A 21,129-nucleotide genomic window follows, 5' to 3' on the forward strand; every position below is an offset into this window, starting at 1 on the left:
AATGATAAAAAGCGAGGCCCTCCCTGCCGGCATTGTTATTCATTCTCCAGCAGTTTCGATATCTGCATGCTGCATTCCAGTAATTGTCTGCTCAGCGCCCGGTCTTTCTTTTTGGTCATCCGCGCAGAAGGACCTGAGATGGCAACAGCAGCTATAGCAGTCCCTTTATAAAAAACAGGAGCCGCAATACAGCGGAGGCCGATTTCCGTCTCTTCGTCATCAATGGCATACCCTTGCTGGCGAATCACTTTAAGATGCTCTCTCAGCAAGTGGAAATCGTCAAAGGTATTTGGGGTATTTTTGTGCTGGATAACGTTCTTCAGTATAGCTTCCAGCTTGCGTTCATCCAGATGTGCAAGAATGGCTTTGCCGAAGGCGCTAAGATGTGCGTAAGCCTGGTCGCCCACCTTGGAATGAATCCGCATCGTATGTGTTCCTTCTACCACTTGGGTTGTCACGACATGGATACCGTTAAGAATCCCAATGTAGAGGGTCTCACCGACCTCACGGCTCAAATGATACAACGGTGGGACAGCCACCCAGTCCAGCCTGGGGGAAGGGTGACTCACGGCTCCGCCTATTTTCTCCGTCACACTATAAGCGAAATCCGTCTTTTTCACATAGCCTGCAAGCTCCAGGGTATGCAGCAATCGATATGCGGTAGATTTATTCAGATTAACGATCTGGATGATCTCACTTAGTTTCATGGACTCTGTCTGCTGCAGCGTCTCCAGGATCAGAAGCCCTTTTTTTAAAGTGGACGATTCATATTGCTTCAAGATACTCACCTCTTGTCTGTGGTGTAGCCATAATAAGTCAAAGGCAACAGAAGATCAAATATTGATCCATTCATATCAACTATTGAAATATAATTTCTGTATGCAAAAAGCCAGCAAACTCCGGCTAGGAAGCTTGCTGGCTTTAAGTCATGTTATACGGCTTTGCCGCGGCTGGCCATGTATTCACCGATCAGCTTGTCACATTTATTAATGTGATTAACAAGCCAGTCCGTCAAGGTTCGGTTCAATTTGATCGTAGACAGAACGGATACGCCCTTGGCGTTGATCGTTTCTTCAAGCTCAAGCACTGTTTTCACAAAATCCGCGTGGGTCTTGCGATGCTCTGTCAGCTCCGGAAAATCAATCTCTCCCATCAGTTCTTCTTCGTCGCCGAAATGCTCGAGTGTGTACTCTTTCAGGAATTTCAGAGTTTCCATAATCTTGTCCCGGCCCTGCTGATTCGAGCAAGCTTCGAAAAACTCATTGAGCTTCGCCAGAAGCTGTCGGTGCTGACAGTCAATCTTTTCTACCCCAATATCATAAGAATCTTTCCAGGCAATCATGGCCTCATCCCTTCGTTATCCCAAACCATTCAAATGGGAAATAAGGTATATTCTCCACCTTTTTGCATGAAAATTCTGTTAACAACATCACACGACAATTTTCTACAAGAAATATTATCAATGCTGGCTATCTATGGCTCCACTCCGAGTTAAATCGGTACAACTTCGATGGGCGATGTCCAGCATCCTTGGTGTACTCTTCGGTTTCGGTAACGGCATCGGCCATTTTCCGGCGAAAAGCTGCAGCCAGCAACTCTTTTCCGAGAATAATCTCATACACTCGCTGTAATTCTGACAATGTGAACAATGGTGGCATCAGGTTGAAGACAATATCGGTATATTCAGCCTTGCCCCGCAGACGCTCGATCGCATACTCAATCATGATGGAATGGTCAAAAGCTATTCCTTGGCTCTCTATAACCTCACGTGATAGTTTTTTGACACGGCCCTGTACGGACTCCACGATTCGCACAACTCCAGATAGGGTCTCTTGCTCATTCTGAAGCTTGATGCGGACCCGCTTCTCTGTATCCCTTCCTTGTTCAGTGGTTCTTGTGTGTTCTTCTTCTATCGAATAGGACACATCGAACCAGGCAGCCTCTGTCGCATCGTCCCCAGCTCGTACATCCAGCGTAGCTCGGTCAACCAGCGCCATGTACGAGCAGCTAATGACCCGAGTACGCGGATCACGATGCACATCTCCCCAAGTAAATAGCTGCTCCATATATAGATCCTCTATATTCGTTTCGCTGTACAACTCGCGCCGCGCCGCATCCTCAATGCTTTCATCTACAGCAACGAAGCCGCCCGGCAATGCCCACTGGCCCAGGTACGGGTGCTCGCCCCGTTTGATCAATAGCAGCTGGAGAGATTTTTGGGGAAGCTTGCGGTAGTTGTCTTGTTCCAGATCCATAACGGTAAAAATCAGCATATCTACTGTTAGAGAAGGGTGTTCATAGGCATTAGCATCATAATTCGCTAGAAATTGTGCTTCAGTCAACCCACTGGCGTCCGTCAGGCTTGAATCAGGCATAAGTTTCATGCTCCTTTTCTATAAAAACATTAATATTATCCAGTTGTTAATATCATATTGTAATTATACACTCATCTCCCTGTACCCAGTCAACAACATAGAAAAACCGGGAGCATCCTCATAAAAAGGACAGTTCCCGGTTCCAAAGATTCTTGTGTATCTTCTTCTCTAAACACAGTTGAGCGCCAAAGACTTAATCCTATATCTGTATACAAATAAAAAAAAGAGTATACCCGCCCAGAGAAAATATCTGTCAGCCATAAATAGTGACAGTACCTCTTAGCAGATATACTTTTTTTGCGAACGAACAGTCAACTATATTTTTTAAGCTTATTGTTAAATTGGCTCAATGTGTACATGCACGTAGGAGACCCGGTGCTGGTCCTTCAATTGATCCTCAATTTCTTCCGTAATATCGTGGCTCTGAACCACATTCAGCCTGGCATCCACCAGCACGGTTGTATCAACCAAAATGTTATTGCCGTGGACACGGGCTTTAATATCCTTGATCGACTGCACACCGTCAATTTCGGCTACCGTACACTTCATCCGTTCAAGCTCCGTCGCGTCGAATCCATCTGTCAAGTCATGAGTGGCCTTGCGGAAGATATCAAATGCAGTCTTGCAGATCATCAGGCCAACGATGGTCGCTGTAAGCGGGTCCAGCCAGGGAATCCCGAATTGGGAACCGATAATCCCGATAAAAGCACCTATGCTGACCAGCGCATCCGAGCGGTTGTCCTGCGCCACAGCTTCAATAGCATTGCTGTTGATACGCCGCGCCAGCTTTATGTTGTACATATAGACCGCCATCATGATGATTGCACTTCCCGCCGCGGTCCAGGCAGCGATGAGATCCGGTGTCGCAAGTGACGGCTCCATGAATTTGTTCACACCTTGGTACAAGACCTGAAGTCCGACCGCGATCATAATAAAAGAGGCAATCATTGCCGCAATAGTCTCTGCACGGAAATGTCCGTATCGGTGATTGGAATCCGGAGGTCTACGCGAAATTTTCAGCCCCGTCAGGACAGCTATCGAAGCTATAATATCCGTAGTATTGTTCAATCCGTCGGCAAGCAGCGCCTGGGAACCCGAGATCGTTCCTATGAACAGCTTGACGGCGGATAACAAAATATACGTTGCTATGCTTAGCCAGGCACCTCTTTCACCCTGTTTTATGTCTTTGTAATTATCCAAAACCAAGTACCCCCAAGCAATAGTATTGTTCTATATTACACGCAGCTAATCGGGTGGGTCTAGAGAAACAGTGTTGCCGAACGGCGCAAGAGTTACCCCTACCAAATAGAGTTGGGACACATGAATTTTTTTGTCGTGTGCAACAATATTTGACTCCGTTCAACTTTTTTTAGTCTGGCGGGCGATAACAAACATAAAAAAGCGGTTGTCTCAAAGCCATAGGCTCTAAGAACATCCGCTTTTGCATGAGCTATCCATTGAGATAGCCGATATTTACTGGCGACTAGATGCTCATGGTTAGTGCCTAGAAACTCACGCTCGTAGCTGGTGGCTCATAACCCATGGCTCATAACCCATGGCTGATGATTCAAGACTTGCGACTTGAAGACCCATACTCGTTGATAGTGATCCACGACTTGTGGCTTGTACTCATACTCATGGATCGTGACCCATGACTTGTAGCTAGTAACTCGCTCACGGCTTAAAATAATGGCAATTTTGCACCTTAATTCAAGATACAATTCATATATTTGGAAAATAAATGCAATTTCGCACTCTATTTTCGCGGATATAGCCTATTTCAGGGAAAATCTGGAGAATTAACATACATTTCTGCCCTTAATTCCTGTTTTGCATGTATTAATCACAAATTAAGGGGCGAATTTGCATCTATTTCTTAAGCCTTTGACCTTCTTGACGCTAGCCAACCGCATGGATCAAAGGCACAGAGCAACGGTTTTCCAGAAACGCAAAGCAGCGATTCTCCAATAATGGAAGATCGCTACTTTGCTGTGTCATTGCTTTTTCAAATGAAGCAAGGCTATCTCTATCGAGGAAACACCACTTAGGTGACGTCCTCAATAAGTAGTCTGATATTACTCTGCTGGAGCAGTAAAGCTGCGAGTAGCAAACTCAGCATCTAGCATATAGAAAGCGTTGCTGTCTTTTTCGATACGTTTCAGCTTGGAGATGATGTTGCTAAACAATGCTTCTTCTTCCACTTGCTCGTCAATGAACCATTTCAGGAAGTAGATGGTCGCATGCTCGCGCTCGTCCAGGGCAATATCCGCAAGATGGTAGAACTTCTTGGTGTTCTGTTGCTCATGGGCATATGCATGCTCAAACGCATCCAGCATCGAAGTGTATTCATTCTTCGGCTCCTTAAGCGCCGCCAGTGTTGCCCGTTTGTCGCGGTCATTAAGGAATCTGTAAATTTTCATTGCATGAAATCTTTCTTCTTCAGCTTGAACCAAGAAGAAGTTAGCAAATCCGTCGAGACTCTCACCGGAACAATAAGCAGCCATCGCAAGGTATACGTGAGCAGAATAGAACTCAAAGTTCATCTGTTCATTAAGTGCATTAAATAATTCGTCTTTCATGGACACGTCACCTCAAAATTTAAATTTAAAAATATGTATCGTCTCACATATATCTTATCACCCAGACTGATAAAGGGGCAAGTCTACCCTCACGGCTACTGCTCAGAGCCCCTTCTCCTTGGGACAGATAGACGAATAATGGTATTATGGAATTTAAAGGTGGATACACTAAAGCGGGTTCCGATATCAATCCACATTACTTCATGAAGACGAAAGGAAGATTCCAACGATGAAATCAGCAGATCGCCTGACGATGCTTTCCACATATAAAAAACGCATTCCCCTTATTGCTTCAGTGCTTCCCATTGCTTCCGTACTACTCTTGTTTCCCCTTCTTAGCGGCTGTGGCAGCGGCACTTCGTCATCCACAACATCCGTACAGACGCCTCCAGTAACGCCATCCATATCAGCAGCGGAGCCGTCCAAAACAGAAGGTAACGTCTCAACACCTACGCCCGCAGCGCCTACGGCGGAGCCTGATCCTACAGCCCTGCAGCTTCAGAGCCTGACCCTTGAGGAGAAGATCGGACAAATGCTGCTGGTCGGCATTAATGGCACTACCCTGGATGCGGGAGCCAAACGAATGATCACAGAAGATAAAGTAGGCGGCATTATCCTCTATGGCAACAACATCGACAATTTGCAAGATATGGTCAATTTAGTTAATGCCATGAAGAAAAGCAATGCAGCCAATCCTGCTCCTTTGTTCATGAGTGTCGATCAAGAAGGTGGAAAAGTCAGCCGTATGCCTACGGAGTTCGCTACCATCCCCTCTAACGCCAAAGTTGGCCTTACCAATGACGTGAATGCCGCACGAACCATGGGCACACTGCTGGCTCGGGAGGTACGATCGGCCGGGTTCAACATGAACTTCGCTCCTGTGCTGGATATTAACAGTAATCCCAAGAACCCTGTTATCGGCGACCGTTCCTTCGGCAATTCGGCGGATAGCGTTGTGAAACTGGGCATTGCCGAGATGAAAGGCATTGAGAGTGAACGGGTTATCCCAGTAGTGAAGCATTTCCCTGGACATGGCGATACCTCCGTAGACTCTCATCTGGAGCTGCCTGTTGTAAATAAAACAAGGGATCAGCTGGCTCTGTTAGAATGGCTTCCCTTCCAGGCTGCCATTAAGGAGAATGCCGATGCGGTCATGGTGGCTCACATTCTGTTTCCTAAACTGGACCCTGACAGACCTGCATCCTTATCTCGCAGTATCATTGGCGACCTGCTTCGGAAAGAGATGGGCTACAAAGGAGTCGTTATCACTGATGACCTGACGATGGGCGCGATCATGAAGCATTTCGACCTGGGCCAAGCTGCGCTTGACAGTGTCAATGCTGGCAGCGATATCCTGTTGGTCGCCCATGAATATGACAATGAGAAACGTGTTCGCGAGGCGATTCTGCAGAACGTAAAGAACGGTAAGCTCAAGGAATCGAGAATCGACGAGAGTGTCTACCGTATTTTAGCGTTGAAGCATAAATACGGCCTGACTGACAACTCCGTCCCCGTTCCTGATCTTACCGTTCTCAACAAAGATATTAAGGCTTGGCGCTCAACAATTGCTAAATAACTGTGTTCCTATTGGAGAACAACCGTATCACCAGGCTTAACCCCGGTCAGAATCTCTGTCTTGTCAGTTGTCTCCAGTCCAATCTTGATATCTTTCCGCTCGACTTCACCGTTACCCTTGTCCAGCATGACATACGCGGCATCTCCTTCATGGATTACGGCCATGCTGGAGACCACCGTAGCGTTCTCTTTTCTTATGGCTTCAATCTCGCCATTCAGACTTAGACCGCCGATGAGATGCTCATTGGCGTCAAGCTTAATAATGACTTCAAATTGCGGAACCTGACTGGTGTTATTTCCCTGTCCCGCTGCGGTAGTAGCAAACTTGGCTACCTTAGTCACTTCACCGGACAATTTCTCTTCTTTGAGCGCAGTCATTTTCACGTCTACCATCATGCCGGTTTTGATCCGGAACACATCCTGCTCTCCTACCAGAGCGACAAATTCAACCTTGCTTAGATCGACAATCTTGCCGATGTACTGGTTGTCCGATACCGTCTGTGGACGTTCGCTGGTGCTGTCAAAGAGGAAAATCCCACTTGCCGGAGCTCGATAAATGGCTGTATTCAGCTTTTCTTTCTTGCTGGCAAGCTCCCGGGCCTGAATCTCCGCAGTCACCTCATTCAGTTCATCGCCGATCCGCTTCGCCTCCTGGGAAGCCAACACCTTCAAACGATCTGCCTCGGTTGCGCCCAGCACGGCGCTCTCCTCATCCTGCTGACTCACGAAAGCATTCAGCTCCGCTTCCAGCTTGCCTTTACGGATAGTCGCTTCCGTTGTCGCAATATCGTTCTTCAGCGCCTCTTGATCCAGTGTATACAAGATATCGCCTTTTTTAACTTGTCCGCCATTCTCTACCTTCCAGGCAGTCACCTTGGAAGCAAACGGCGCGTAGACGAGTGTTTCATGTTCGTACTGTGATTTCCCTTTGACCTGAATCGTCTTATTAATCGTCTCCTGGGTAACCGGGAAGGTGATGCTTTGCACCGGCTCCTCAATCGGCAACGCTTCCTCCTTTTTGAACATTTTGTCATAAGCGAAATAACCGGCTACGGCAACAATCGCTAGGATGAAGACCCACTTTATAATCCTTTTCATTCCCTCGGCTTCCTTTCTGCCACAAAATACTAATCCCGTTTGATGGCCGTAAGCGCATTGGTTCTCGATGCACTAATGGCCGGATAAATCCCTGATAAGACGCCGGTCATGATGGCGAATGCGATGCCGATCGGAATCGTCATCAGTGGAATGGCGATGACAAGACCACCTTCACTTCCGCCCATACCGCCGGAGGAGCTGATTAGCTTGTTCATGCCGGTCACGATCAAATACGAGAATACCACGCCCAGCAATCCGCCCAGCAGACCAAGCAATGCCGCTTCTGTAATGAACATGTTGCGAATCTGCCGCATATTGGCACCCAATACTTTCATGATCCCAATCTGACGTCGACGTTGATGGGAAGACATGGTCATAGCAACAATAATTGAGATCGACGCGATAATCAGAATAAATATCCCCACGCCTAGCGCTACTTTTTTAATCATACCGAATTCCTCTGCAAGCATTTCCTTCTGGTACAGATTTGTACTTGTGTTCAGGGTAAGCTTCTGAATGACCTTCTCCAAAGCTACAACGTTATCAGTATTGTCAACCTTAATGATTGCATTGTTATAGGCACCTGCTTGTACATTGGGATTATTGTTCAGATTGAGCTCCTCCAGCAGACGATCCGCTGTTTCTAGAGACACATAGATCTTCTTGTCATACATCGCCATATTGTCATCCATTCCCTTAGGCTTGGCGAGGACCCCCATGACTCGAATGGAGGAGCTAAGAATAGTCTTGCCGGTGTTATAGTCCATCGATTGGAGCTGAATCTGCTGCTGGTACAAATTCGATGGCAAGCGGCTAAGATTATCATACTGCTGCCTGAGATCATTGTTGTAAGGATCATTCCCCATCGCCTCGAACAGACTTTGCCTTGTCTCATTATCAATCAGACCCAGTGTCGCCCCATAATTCAGTACAGCCATTCCTGCTAGCTCAGAAGGACCTCCCTGCTTGAAGGTATTATCGTACTTTGTCAGCAGGCTCAGATTGGTGCCAATGACCTGAATATCCGTTATTTTATTATCAATCGTGAGCATTTGAAACCAGCCAATTTCCTGAAAAGGTGCTGCCGCATTCACATGTTTCAATCCAGAGATGATCTCCAGCTTTTGCCGGGTCAGCTTGCCGGGATCGAGCTTCTCGTTATCTTCTCCTCCCTGACCCCCATTCTTGCCCTGGTTGGGTACACCACTATTGGGGGTTACGGTGATCTCATCCATCTTGAATCGGCTGTTGATCTGTTTCTCAGTGTACGCCTGCGCTGAATCTCCGAGACTGAGTGCAACGATAATGGCAGCACATCCGATAGAAATCCCTGCCATACACAGTCCAGTAACCACCTTCCGGCGTTTGATCTGATCCCAGGCCAGGCGCGAAATATCTCTAACTCTCATCCTGCTCTCCTCCTTTGGACTCCGCTTCGGCAGGAGGCTGGTCTTCGGTGATCATAAATCCGTCCTTCAGTGTGAAGATACGTTGCATCTGTTCTGCGACCTCGATCTCATGGGTAACAACGATAAAGGTTGTGTTCATTTTCTTATTCAATTCAAGCAGAATCGTGATGATCTCTTCTTCTGTTCTGGAATCCAGGTTCCCTGTCGGTTCATCTGCGAATATTACGGAGGGCTCCGTGATCAGGGACCGCGCGATACTGACACGCTGCTGCTGACCACCAGACAACTGTGCAGGGAACAAATTGGCTTTATCCGGAATCCCCACCGCTTCCAGCAGCTCCAATGCCTTTTTCTTACGCACGGATGGAGCCACAGACTGGAAAACCAGTGGCAGCTCCACGTTCTCACGTACGGTCAGACTGGTAATAAGCTCATAAGCCTGAAAAATAAATCCGATGTTCTTCCGCCGGAACTCAGACAGTTTGTTCTCGCTCATTTTCACAATATCATGGTCGGCAATGTAAATATGCCCTTCCGTAGGCTTCATCAGCCCCGCCATCAGGTTGAGCATAGTCGACTTCCCGGAGCCTGAGCTGCCCAGAAGTGCGACCATCTCGCCCTTCTGAACCGAGAAGTTGATGTCATGCAGAACGGCAGTTGTTTCACTGCCATTCTTGAAAGAATGGGTTACTTTTTCCACTCGCAACATACAAGCTGCTCCTTCTGTACTTTAATAGAGGGTTTATTTTTCTGGCGTAGGCGCTCTGTCAATGAACAGGGAATACGCCTGACTGGCCAACTCAATCCGCTCGCCCTGGAACTCGTCATAGAGCGTGATCCGGTAGGCTCCTCCGGCCAGTTTCTTGTAAACCGGGTTACTGAAGGATAGATTGATCGTATTGGTACTGCCCTCTGTAAGATCTGTGCCAATAACAAGACTCTTTTCTTGGGATAGGCCATAAGGATCTGTCATTTTGAGTACCAGCTTGTGGTTAAAGGTCCCCATATCATAGCTGGCATCGCGCAGCAGATTGTAGTTCATCACAATATTGATCGTATCTGTACCTTGCAGGTTCCGGCCATCCGAACTAAGCATGGACAAGGTGTAAGGGTACAGCTTGACATTCAACAGATTGTTCTCCGGCGGAGTCTCCACAGGATTGAGATCGAGTGATGCAATATTAATGAAGCCGGTTGGCTCCTGACCTGGCTCACTGAGCTTGTTGCCGGTAATGCCTGGCCCCAGGTACAAAGCAATGTTATCCGTGTTCACGGACTTCGGAAGCTTCGCCCAGAACGTGACCAACTGCTTGCCTCCTGGTGTTGCCGAAGTATCGGGCTGATTGGATAACGCTTCAAACAGCTCACCGTTCGGCGTCGCAAAGTAACCTTGGATGCGGGCCATCTTGCTCTGTCTTTTCTCTTCGCTGCTAAGGAGCAATTCGGAGTATACAATGTTAGAGTTAACCCCTTCATAGATTGTGGTCTTGTGCTCCTGAACTTTGGCATTCTTACCCTTGGCAATGATCTCGTAGCTTCCTCCGCGCTCAATCTGCGTCACGGCATTGATCATATTGTCTGTAGTGAACGTCAGGAAGGAGACAGTCTCTTCTTTGACGGTTGTATACAGGTTGATACTCAGTTTATCAAACCTCTGGGTGTATGGAATTTTGGCCATCACGTAGATGTCGGCCGATTTACCCGGTGCGAGTGATTGGAACTCCTTGTCCATAAACAGTTCGGTCGAAGTAGCAAGATCGCCATTGTCTAGCTTCATAGCACCTTTTAGATCTGGGAGAGACAAGTTTACAGACTGAGTGTTGTTAATATTCAGCTTCGCAACAACGATATCGTCATCTTTCCATGGAAAACGCTGCACGGAAAGCAGACGGTAATTGAAAGTTCCGTAATCATTCGTTGTTCTATAATCCTGCCCCTTCTGTGTATCCGGTCGTAACGTATACGGGATAGAGAAATACGCCACTGGAATCGTCAACTTGGCCGTATTGCTACCAGTTCCCTGGCCTGCGCCGGCATCGATGCCGCCATTTCCGGTATTGTCTGGAGATATAGCCTTATCCGGCATGGAGCCAACGGATTCAATCATTTGCAGCTGCAATGTGTTCTGTTCAACCGATAGTGGAATCTGGGCCTTAAGCGAGATCACTTTCTCCTCAAGTGGCTTCAAGACGAGTCCGTTAATTCCCTTTGCGTTTACAGGGAACGAGGTTCCTTTAGCAGACTTAACTGCCAGCTCATAATTCGGCAAAGTGACGGCCTTGTTCCCGGTATTCTTGAAACGGAGCTGGAAGGTCCACATGCCGGTTTCATTTTCTGCGTAGACTGCTGCATTGCTCAGTTGGGTCTCTACAGAGTTATTGTTGATGATGATTTTTTTGGTGATACCCTTGGCGACCGTTAAATCAGGTGTTGTCGCTGCTGGAAGCTTGTAAGCAGACTGCGGAAGGTCCACCTTCAGCGTCTCGTCTCTTTGCACAAATTGCAGCCTCATATTATCGGTCTTAAGGTAGGATGGAATTTCGGTTAAATAATAGATCGTTTTCTTCTCTTGCGGTTGTATCTTGTACCCTGCCTGCGAACTGTCGAGTGCCAGCTCAAAAGCGGTGCCGCTTGCCGAGACCAGATAAGCCTTATAACCAGGATCACCGAGCACTTTGTTCCCTTTATTAGTGACATTCAGGCCAATCTTGGCATAAACTTTGCTGCTATATTTATAGATTTGGAACGATTCTGAAGACGTAGCAACGGGAATGTCACTCATCGTGGTGTTCAGGATTTTTCCATGCAGAGTCGACTGGGAGTAGCTTGCAGGAACGCTCATGGAACCCGCTTGTCTCAGATAGCCCTTGGCTTTGGCGTCCCAGACATACATAGAGATCTTGATGCCGTTCAGAGTGTTGGTCTTGCCAACGTTAACATAATAGGTTACACGCAGATTTTGCTTCGCATCGATACTTTTTTTCAGTGCATCCGCTGTGATCGGGCTACCGGGAATGACTGTGCCACCTGAAGTGACAACACGTGAAAAATAGTGGATCAGACCGGCATTGCTGCTGCCCCCGTTGGCATAATTAAGGGTGTACGTGAGGATATTCCCCCCTGCTTGTGGCCACAACCTGATGTCCTCAAGGGTAGCATTGACCCCTGCTCCCAGTTGCACACTGCCTAAATTGGTTGTTGTGCCTGGTTCCAGGGCCGCTACTTTGATCGGTGCATTGACATTATTAATAGTGTTGCCTGAAGAAGCTGCAGACGCTGAGTAAGCCGATAGTTGACTGATAATAAAAGTGCTGAGTAGCATGGCTACATATGTACGTCTATGTTTTCTCATTCATTTCCCCCCAAACGTATTTACATGGATTATTATAGATGCTTAGTCCTATGGGAATTGTGTCCAAGTTGTAACCCTTATGATAAAGTTGTAACCCTTGCTATGTACTTAGATTGCTGGAATAGCTTCACTTATGATTTTACGCTTCTTGTTCTAATTGGGTTTCAACTGGGAATTATTTCTTAAGAAAAACAGCAGCAACCAGATGATGGCTGCTGCTGTTTTGGGACTTGCTATAGAACGTTCAGGATTTCGATTTCTGAAAAACTATGATCTGTGCCACATCGGCATCAGTAGGTTCTTCCTGACCGTACCTGGCCTGATCATACAGATCAAGCAGCCTCTCTTCCGGCATGGTGGCAGTGTCCCTGCCTTCCTTGCGTTTACGGTTTCTGCTGGCACTCCATACCGCTAAGTCAGCACCGGTCTCTTGGGGGGTCAGATGCTTCTTGATCTCATAGCCATGCTCCTGCTTGGAGTGCAGCCACTGGCGGTACAACCACCTTACCTGCTCCCGATTACCCTGCATATGCTCCCAACGATCCCGGCGGCCTCCACTAACGGCTGTGGTCCAGAATTGTCTGAAATTTTGCACCGTTTTCTCCCAGGCAAAAATGCTACTCTCTTCATCCTGATAAGTCTCGTTGCCACGGCTCGGCTGCTTACGCATCAACATGGCTAGAACAGCGGCAATGGCCTTGTGCAGCATACCACCGGTATTTCTGTAGAGCCAGCGTAAGAAATAAAAGGCAACTATCGCAATTACGGCTGCTACGATAACATAGGACAGCAAGTTAAGAATATGCGCAATAAGACCGGGGTCATTGGCTTCCGCGGGAGGCAGTGCCGGTGTGGCACGTGCTGGTTCATTCGGCTGCAGCGGAGTTTCTTCCGAGCCAGATAACAATCGGACGATCCATGACAATAACTGGCGAAGAGCGCTGAAGAGCAAACCACCGATTATCCGGCCCGCTCCTGCTGCCAGAGCTACCGCAGCAACAACAACGAGAAGCACAGAGATACGATTATGAAGTCGCAGGCCTGGCGGTAAGGATGAGGTCTTTCCGGAAAAAGAAGTATAACGCAAATGATCGCTATTGGATGCTAGGAGAACAATAATGACGCTCAGACTTCCGCACCAAGTGAGGAGTGTCGTCCATGACTCAAGCTGAGAGACTCTTGGAAACACTATAGCCGCTACAAAATAGAGACTGATCCCGGTGAAATAAGTTCTATTCCCGCCAATTCTTGACTCAGTAGTCAGACCGAGGTAGGTCCAGATGATGCAAGCAACAGCCATAGAAATGCCTGATAATGATATGCCTGAAGACAGAAGTCCGGTCACTGCTCCAAGCAGTATGGACACTAATAAATGCTTCCACCTGATATTACACAAGGATCGTAGCAATACGCCAGCCAATGACAACAGTGCAAGTAAGAACATCCATAGTGGTGTCGTGTACTCAGACAGAAGGAATGTGGCGTACAGCATCATAAGGGGCAGAAATAACAATAGTTGTAGCAGCGCATGAGCCCAAAACATCAACGAATCTTGCAAAAATCGCCGGGACGGCCCCTTCATGCGCTCTCCCTCCCTTGCTCCGGAATGGTAAGCCATTCCACACCATTGCCTTCCTGTATCAGTCGACCAGCCGCTTCCAGCAGCTCCGCGCCCTGATGGCAAGTAATGATCAGATAGTCTGTATCTCGGGTCCCGTTCTCGGCTTGTATCTCCAGCAGGCGGCTCATTGGCAGTGTCCGGTCAAGCGTCAATCGTGCCAGAAGTTCCAGCATCTCCTCCTGATGGGCAATAGGACCGGAAAGGACCGGCTCACGGACATCGCCATCTATAAGCCTCCCATTACAGATGAACGCGGTCTCAATGCCATGGTCCAGTGCATATCCGGCCACAGCTGCGGCATAACGGATGCCCAGCTCTATTCGTTCCACATCTGTTATGTTCCTCCACATGGATTCGCTAACCTCAATGTTGAGACAGATCATCAGCCGGGAATCCGCCGAATAATCATTCTTATGAACCTGCATGACTCCGGTACGTGCCGTAGCCTTCCAGTTGATCATGCCCATGGAATCTCCCAAGTTGTACTCACGGATGCCGGCAGTCAGGAATGGATCTTCTACGATCCAGCGCTTGACGGCCAATTCGCCCAGCCAGCTATGCACCGGCAGGGGGATCTCATCAAAGCTGATAAGCTCGGGGTACACCAACAGTTCCAGCTGAAGGGGAAAGGTCTTAACGACTTGACTGAAGCCGAACAGGTCTCCAGTAGTCATTGTTACCGATTCCAGTGTATAGAAGCCCCTCCGCTCACCTACCAAGGAATGGCGACGTTTGATGTGACGGTAGGAGCGCAAATAGAACAAACTTATATGGTTCTGGTAAATGTCACCGGAGCTGATCCCCAAATTCTCCTGTCTGCCGAACTCCAAGCCTGTAGCGATACTGGATTCCATTCGCAGCCAAGGAAGCGGCAGCAGCTTCGCATTAACAATCTCTTCAACCATCTCTAGCTCTTCACCTGCGTAGACGGCTTTTCTAGAGAAATAACGGTCGTAGCTTAACGCCTTCAGGGCATTCTTCTGATAAATATGAGATATGATTAGCAGCAACGCTACAGCGAAGAGGATGAACCACACTAAAGCCATGGCTTAGTCCGCCCTTCCGCCTTTGGCTGCCAGCAGCGGTTCAGCAGGCACTTCCACTTCGCGCAGAACCTGTTCTACAACTTCTGCCGCCTGCCCCTCTCGAGCCTTCATGCCTTGATGCAGAAGCAGGCGATGTGCCAATACCGGGACTGCCACGGCCTTGATATCATCCGGTGTTACGAAGGAACGCCCCTGAATAAGCGCATACCCTTGAGCAGATCTTAATAACGCACCGCTGGCCCGTGGACTCGCCCCCAACCTCACCGCCGTAGATCTGCGGGTAGCTTCAGTGATGCGGACGATATAAGCGAGAAGATCGTCGCTGACACTAATCTCAGCTGCCAGCTGCTGTGCTGCACGAATCTCCTCTCCCGATGCCACCGCTGTCAGGCTCTCAAGCGGGTTGCCAAGCCGGAACCTTTGGAGAATATGTACCCCTTCTTCAAGCGAAGGATAGCCAGTTTTGATCCTCATCAGAAAGCGGTCGAGCTGCGCTTCCGGCAGCGGAAAAGTACCTTGATTGTCCACAGGGTTCTGAGTTGCGATGACAAGAAACGGTGCTCCCAGCTCGTGCGTAACCCCATCGATCGTGATTTGCCGCTCCTCCATACATTCCAGCAGACTGGATTGTGTCCGGGGTGTAGCACGGTTTATTTCATCAGCCAGCAAGATGTTGGCGAAAACAGGACCGGGACGGAACTGAAATTCTCCGGTCTTCTGATTATAGTAATTAATGCCGCTCAAATCAGAGGGCAGAAGGTCCGGTGTGAACTGAATTCGTTTGAACTGGCAATCCAGTGACTTGGCCAGAGCCTTGGCTAGCAGAGTTTTTCCTGTTCCGGGCACATCCTCAAGCAGCACATGGCCATTAGCCAGTAGTGCGGTCAGCAGCAGATCCACTCCATCTATTTTCCCAACGATAACTTTGGCCAGATTCTGGCGAATATCACTGATAAGTCTCTTACCTTCAAGGATATCTATCATGGATAACACTTCCTATCTGATTAAAGGTATCTACTATAGGATAATCATACCAGAAAGCGTATACATTATAAATGTCCAGATAATGTCTATTTCAACGGTCTTTTTCGAAAACGGACAAGGGCAACGATAAAATAAAACACCGGAAGGCAGTCTACTGCGAACCAAATCCAGATGGCAACCGCGGAGTTATAGTCCCGGTTGTATTTCGCCACATTTTGCGAATAGAGATAGGCAATCACTAAGGCAATCAGCGTCAGAACCTCCACCATGTATTTCTTCCCTTTGTTTTTAGTCAGATTTGACAAGCACCGAACAGCAACATAAATGAGAAAAGCACTGTGGATAAACAGTGAGGAAGACCATACTCCGATGAGAAGCGGGTCAATATTTCCTATAATATTGTCATGCGTAGAACTGCGGATCATCTCTAGAAAAGGAAACTGAATTTGGGGACCAAGATAGGCTCCTAGGCTCAGTAGAGTCAGCAACCACCCTATAAGTATCGATACCATAACCAACAGAGAGGCCACCGTCAGCTTTTTATAGACATTCTTATCTAGTTTGAGTTCAGGCACAATGAATAGAAAGACGACCCACTCGGAGACCCAAGACGTCACAATCCACGAATCCTTAGCGGCAATGATCGGGTCATGATAATGTATCAACGCAGGCAGCATGTTAAGGTCCACTTCCTGTACGAACAAAAACACTGTGAAGAGCGATGCCGACACTATTAGCAGAAACAACCCGTCCGTCATATAGATCAAGCTCGAGAACCGAAGCTTCGCTGTGTACATAATGACCAGCCCTATGAGTAGCTGAATAAACCATGGAGGAGTTCCACGCAGGTAATTGGAGCCGAAGAACAATACGAAATTCTCCAGATCCAAAGACACATAGTAGATACACCAGCACAACAGCAGCACAATGACAATCTTATGAACCCATTTGCCGACAATACTGCCCCCGAAATCCACCCAGGCCTGTCCCGGCTTCAGCCGCCCTACATAAACCGCACAGAACATCATCCCAATGCTAAGCAATGTGCCGCCCATTACCGCCATCCATGATTGATAGGTGGGACTTGAAATCAGCGTCGGCACGAGGAAAATGGACGCTTGTGAATTCATATAAATAAACGCGAACCGGGTAAGCTGCCATTTAGTTGTGCGCATGGCGTACTCCTTTCACATTGAATCATACTTCGGTGCCATAATCTCCAATCTGGAAGTTCGCCTTCACTCGGATTTCGGCATGATTCTTATAGTAATCTTCCCAACGATCACGTATCTTCCGCCATTCCTTTGGATAGTTCCACTCCATGAGCAGGCCAAGTTCCAGCACATCCGCGCCAGCTGCCTTTGTCTTTTTCAGCGCTTCGTTCAAATCTTGAACAGCCTTCTTTTCCAACGCTTCTATTACGATGCGACTGAACACGGTCTTGCTTCGCCTCTCGATGTCCTTCTTGTAGACCAGGCTGGCCCGCCCTTTGAGCGTGACATAGAACACAGGCCCTCTCTCCGTCATACGTATGGTTCTGGACCCTTTAGAAGTGAAGAACACGGCACTCACCTTGCTTTTCCCCTCATCCCAGGTTACAGTCATCACCGGATCATGGGGATGCCCCAGTGCCCAAGCCAATGACCTGGCGTCCTGCAGGCCAACCATGCCTCTCATTTTATCCTTTTGAAAAAGCATTGCTCCCTGCATCCCTACCCAATATTCAGGCATAGCTGGAACCGTATTATCCGGATTGTTTCCAAAGGACAGGTAGTTGATGGCATAGCCCATTCCACTGGCCTCCGCAATCAGACACTGCTTGGCTGTGGTGCCCAGTACATAGTTGCTTTGACCGAACTTCATCAGGACCTCGCCCGGAAGTGTCTCGAAGGTTGGTGTAAGTTTTGAAATCATCTGCGCCCTTCCCGGTGCGGCGAAAATGTAGGTGCCCAGCGGTAAGCTTGGTTCTCTTCTTATCCATTCCAAGAGTTCGGCCATCCGGGTGCTGGCATATTCCTTACCAACCACTATCGCTTTGATCTTCGCCAGGCTGATATTTCTCGTCAAATCCTTCTGAATCAGCATCAGTGCGTCAGTGACCGTCTCCGCCGTTTTGGTGACTTTCGCATAAGTCTTGCTGCTGCCGCTGCCAGCGCCGCCGCCCGACTGCTGTCCATTCATTAAACGGTTGGTCAAGGGTGAACTGATCGACAACTCGACCGTATTTGGCTTATTGCCCACATCAAGGTATACGGCGTAGACGAAGCTTAATTCATTCAGTTCCACCTTCGACCAGCAGCCCGTCAAATTCAGCATTAGCATTAGGGTGATCCCCAGCTTCAGCATATTCATTTTTTCCGCTGTCTCCTTTGATCCCGCTTCGTAAAGGCATCGCTGCGCTTGTTCATATAGGTTGAAGGTACCCGCAGTAACGTATCCTTCCAGTCCTGATAGACAAAGGGCGCAATCGGCTGCATATATGGCGACCCAAAGGAACGAAGATTAGCAAGGTGTCCGTAGATCACGAAGGTAGCCGTGAATACACCAATCAAGCCCATGGTGCCCCCGAGAATCAGCAGCGGAAAGCGCAGGAGCCGGAACGTTAATCCAAGCTCCAGATGCGGAATAATGTAGGAAGCAATGCCTGTGATCGATACAACAATGACCATCGGAGCCGACACAATCCCTGCCATCACCGCCGCCTGTCCAATAACGATCGCCCCAATAATTGATATGGTCTGCCCGACAGGCTTCGGAATACGTGTCCCCGCTTCTCGCAACGCCTCAAAGGTCAGCTCCATCAGCAGGGCTTCTGTCAATGCGGAGAAAGGAATATTCTCCCTAGCTGCTGCAATGGTAAGTAGCAAATTGGAAGGAATAATCTGGGCGTGAAAGGTGGTGATGGCGACATACAGTGAAGGAAGCAGCAAAGCGATAATGGAGAATACGAATCGTACTATCCGAATCCAGCTGCCCGCGAAATAGCTCTGATAATAATCCTCGGAAGATTGCAGCAGAGAAAAAAGAGTTACCGGGGCTAGCAGCGCAGAGGGTGTACCATCCTGCAGCAAGCCGATTCGGCCCTCCATGAGCGAGGCCGCCACAGAATCCGGGCGTTCTGTATACTGAAACAGCGGAAATGGTGTCAACACATCATAGGTGATATGCTCTGCCAAATAGCTGATGCCCAGGATGCCATCGATGGACAAGTCCTGTAGCTTACGGTCAATCTCCTCCAGAATCTCTGGTTTATAGAGCCCTTCTATGTACAGTACGTAGACGTCAGTCTTCGTATATTTACCGATGCTATAATGTTTCATTTTCAGGTCAGGATGCTTGATTTTATGACGCAGCAGCGATAAATTCGTCTCTATATCCTCAATGAAGGCTTCCTGGGGACCGATAACCACCAGTTCATTCTGTGATTCGCTGACTGATCGCTTCTGATATTTGGTGATATCAAAATAGTAAAGGAACGGAAAGCCCTCCATCCCCAGCACCACATTTCCCATGACGACCAGATCTGCTGCTGCGGTGATATCAAAGCATTTCAAGCTAGGGATGGAGAACGCCGACCCGCGTTCCAGCCGTTCGAGAAATTGCGGCCAATCCAGTTCGGAGTTGCTCTCTCTTTTTAATACGTCGCTAATGCCTACCTGAAGACTCCGAGGATCAATAATAGAAGGAATGTAAATTAGCGTACAGGTGTGTCCATGTACTTGGAAGACCTGATAAACGATGTCGCTACATCCGGTCAATTGCTGCTTGATAGTATCGAGCATCTGAGCATCCAAGGTCTTCGCCTCCGGTCATAAGTTAAGATGGAAATCTGCTTTAGTTTGCCAATTTAACAATAAGTTATACGATACGAGGCAATGGGACGGATTAAGTTGATATGCAAAAAAGCCAGCCCCACTTGTTAGAACTCCCCCTATTTGTTAGACACGACTAACAATGGAGGGGTAGTTCAGTCCGGGAACTGACTTTATGTTTATGTGTAACTTGTAGCTGTGGTAAAGGCTCTGTTAAAAAGCGCGCCCGAGTCCGCCGCTGACTTCGTGCGGCACATAGGCTGATTCCAGCCGCTCTACTTCATCCGGGGTCAGCGTGATATCAACGGCTGCCACCGCATCCTCCAGATGCTGCATCTTGGTTGCGCCGATGATCGGCGCCGTGACCGGTTTCTTCTGCAGCACCCAGGCTAAGGCCACTTGCGCGCGCGGAATGCCGCGCTCTTCGGCAATCTCCTTCACCTGTGCGGCCACGCGGTGATCGGCTTCGTCAGTCTTGGCGTATAATTGCTTCCCAAACTCATCGGTCAGGGAACGCGCGCTCGACTCTTCCCAGTCCCGTGTCAGCCGGCCGCGGGCTAGCGGACTCCACGGGATCACACCAATACCCTCAGCTTCACAGAGTGGCAGCATTTCCCGTTCTTCTTCACGGTACAACAGATTGAGATAATTCTGCATGGAGACAAAGCGAGTCCAGCCGTGAATTTCCGCTACATGCAGCGCTTTAAGAAACTGCCAGGCATACATGGAGGAAGCACCGATATAGCGGGCTTTACCTGCTTTGACCACATCATGGAGCGCCTCCATGGTCTCTTCAATAGGCGTTTCGCTGTCCCAGCGGTGAATCTGATACAGGTCAACATAATCCGTACCCAGCCGCTTCAGGCTATGGTCGATTTCACTCATAATAACTTTACGCGAAAGTCCGCCACCGTTGGGACCTGGTCGCATCCGGCCATGAACCTTTGTTGCGATGACCACATCATCACGGGCCGCAAAATCCTTCAGTGCCCGCCCGACGATCTCTTCGCTTGTCCCATCGGAGTACACATTGGCCGTATCAAAAAAGTTAATGCCCAGCTCAAGCGCCCGGCGGATGAACGGCCGGCTCTCTTCTTCCCCCAGTGTCCAGGCATGGTTCCCGCGCTCGGGTATCCCGTAGCTCATGCAGCCCAGGCAAATACGCGAAACCTCAAGACCTGTCGAACCCAGCTTTGCATAATCCATTGAACATCATCCTCTCAACCAGAAGTTATGACGAACACTTACGTTACTAGTATAGCTCCCACAATGAGGAAA

Annotated in this window: 17 protein-coding genes; 1 reads left to right on the plus strand and 16 read right to left on the minus strand. The window is 48.5% G+C overall.

The window, feature by feature from the left end; genetic code table 11:
- Window positions 1–35 precede the first annotated feature (35 nt).
- The 5 genes from AC3Y23_RS10675 to AC3Y23_RS10695 form a co-directional block, all read right to left on the minus strand.
- Complete coding sequence (locus AC3Y23_RS10675; RefSeq protein ID WP_379198459.1) at window positions 36–779, minus strand: IclR family transcriptional regulator; 744 nt, start codon at window positions 777–779, stop codon at window positions 36–38.
- Window positions 780–931: 152 nt separating this feature from the next.
- The gene (locus tag AC3Y23_RS10680; RefSeq protein WP_379198461.1) at window positions 932–1,342 is read right to left on the minus strand and encodes a bacteriohemerythrin; all 411 of its coding nucleotides are present in this window, start codon (window positions 1,340–1,342) and stop codon (window positions 932–934) included.
- A 127-nt stretch (window positions 1,343–1,469) separates the two neighbouring features.
- A complete protein-coding gene (locus AC3Y23_RS10685) occupies window positions 1,470–2,375 on the minus strand; it encodes an NUDIX hydrolase (protein ID WP_379198463.1) in 906 nt (301 codons plus the stop codon).
- Window positions 2,376–2,711: 336 nt separating this feature from the next.
- Window positions 2,712–3,575, minus strand: a complete 864-nt coding sequence (locus AC3Y23_RS10690; RefSeq protein WP_379198466.1) for a cation diffusion facilitator family transporter — start codon at window positions 3,573–3,575, stop codon at window positions 2,712–2,714.
- 875 nt (window positions 3,576–4,450) lie between these two features.
- Window positions 4,451–4,954: a ferritin gene (locus AC3Y23_RS10695; protein ID WP_379198468.1), complete on the minus strand. Its 504-nt coding sequence runs from the start codon at window positions 4,952–4,954 to the stop codon at window positions 4,451–4,453.
- Window positions 4,955–5,183: 229 nt separating this feature from the next.
- Here AC3Y23_RS10695 and nagZ point away from each other — a divergent pair, with 229 nt between their 5' ends.
- The gene (gene nagZ, locus AC3Y23_RS10700; protein WP_379198470.1) at window positions 5,184–6,530 is read left to right on the plus strand and encodes a beta-N-acetylhexosaminidase; all 1,347 of its coding nucleotides are present in this window, start codon (window positions 5,184–5,186) and stop codon (window positions 6,528–6,530) included.
- A gap of 8 nt (window positions 6,531–6,538) precedes the next feature.
- Here nagZ and AC3Y23_RS10705 read toward each other — a convergent pair whose 3' ends face one another.
- The 11 genes from AC3Y23_RS10705 to AC3Y23_RS10755 all read right to left on the minus strand — a co-directional run bounded on the left by AC3Y23_RS10705 (window position 6,539) and on the right by AC3Y23_RS10755 (window position 21,057).
- Entirely contained in the window at window positions 6,539–7,627 is a 1,089-nt protein-coding gene (locus AC3Y23_RS10705) for an efflux RND transporter periplasmic adaptor subunit (protein ID WP_379198472.1), read from the minus strand.
- A gap of 29 nt (window positions 7,628–7,656) precedes the next feature.
- On the minus strand, window positions 7,657–9,036 hold the full coding sequence (locus AC3Y23_RS10710; protein ID WP_379198474.1) for an ABC transporter permease: 1,380 nt from the start codon (window positions 9,034–9,036) through the stop codon (window positions 7,657–7,659).
- Window positions 9,026–9,745, minus strand: a complete 720-nt coding sequence (locus AC3Y23_RS10715; protein ID WP_379198476.1) for an ABC transporter ATP-binding protein — start codon at window positions 9,743–9,745, stop codon at window positions 9,026–9,028. The genes AC3Y23_RS10710 and AC3Y23_RS10715 overlap by 11 nt, the downstream gene beginning before the upstream one ends.
- Before the next feature lie 33 nt (window positions 9,746–9,778).
- Window positions 9,779–12,388 carry a hypothetical protein gene (locus tag AC3Y23_RS10720; protein ID WP_379198478.1) on the minus strand — a complete coding sequence of 870 codons (2,610 nt, stop codon included), beginning with the start codon at window positions 12,386–12,388 and terminating at the stop codon, window positions 9,779–9,781.
- Window positions 12,389–12,632: 244 nt separating this feature from the next.
- Complete coding sequence (locus AC3Y23_RS10725) at window positions 12,633–13,970, minus strand: DUF4129 domain-containing protein (RefSeq protein ID WP_379198480.1); 1,338 nt, start codon at window positions 13,968–13,970, stop codon at window positions 12,633–12,635.
- Window positions 13,967–15,055 (minus strand): DUF58 domain-containing protein, encoded by a 1,089-nt coding sequence (locus AC3Y23_RS10730; RefSeq protein WP_379198482.1) that lies wholly within the window; start codon window positions 15,053–15,055, stop codon window positions 13,967–13,969. The genes AC3Y23_RS10725 and AC3Y23_RS10730 overlap by 4 nt, the downstream gene beginning before the upstream one ends.
- Before the next feature lie 3 nt (window positions 15,056–15,058).
- Window positions 15,059–16,039 carry an AAA family ATPase gene (locus AC3Y23_RS10735; protein ID WP_379198484.1) on the minus strand — a complete coding sequence of 327 codons (981 nt, stop codon included), beginning with the start codon at window positions 16,037–16,039 and terminating at the stop codon, window positions 15,059–15,061.
- 86 nt (window positions 16,040–16,125) lie between these two features.
- Entirely contained in the window at window positions 16,126–17,214 is a 1,089-nt protein-coding gene (locus tag AC3Y23_RS10740) for a GerAB/ArcD/ProY family transporter (RefSeq protein ID WP_379198486.1), read from the minus strand.
- A 22-nt stretch (window positions 17,215–17,236) separates the two neighbouring features.
- Complete coding sequence (locus tag AC3Y23_RS10745; protein WP_379198488.1) at window positions 17,237–18,391, minus strand: Ger(x)C family spore germination protein; 1,155 nt, start codon at window positions 18,389–18,391, stop codon at window positions 17,237–17,239.
- Entirely contained in the window at window positions 18,388–19,821 is a 1,434-nt protein-coding gene (locus AC3Y23_RS10750; RefSeq protein WP_379198490.1) for a spore germination protein, read from the minus strand. Before AC3Y23_RS10750 ends, AC3Y23_RS10745 begins: the two co-directional genes overlap by 4 nt.
- Before the next feature lie 243 nt (window positions 19,822–20,064).
- Complete coding sequence (locus AC3Y23_RS10755; RefSeq protein WP_379198492.1) at window positions 20,065–21,057, minus strand: aldo/keto reductase; 993 nt, start codon at window positions 21,055–21,057, stop codon at window positions 20,065–20,067.
- Between the last annotated feature and the right edge of the window lie 72 nt (window positions 21,058–21,129).

The organism is Paenibacillus sp. MAHUQ-45 (assembly GCF_058133325.1).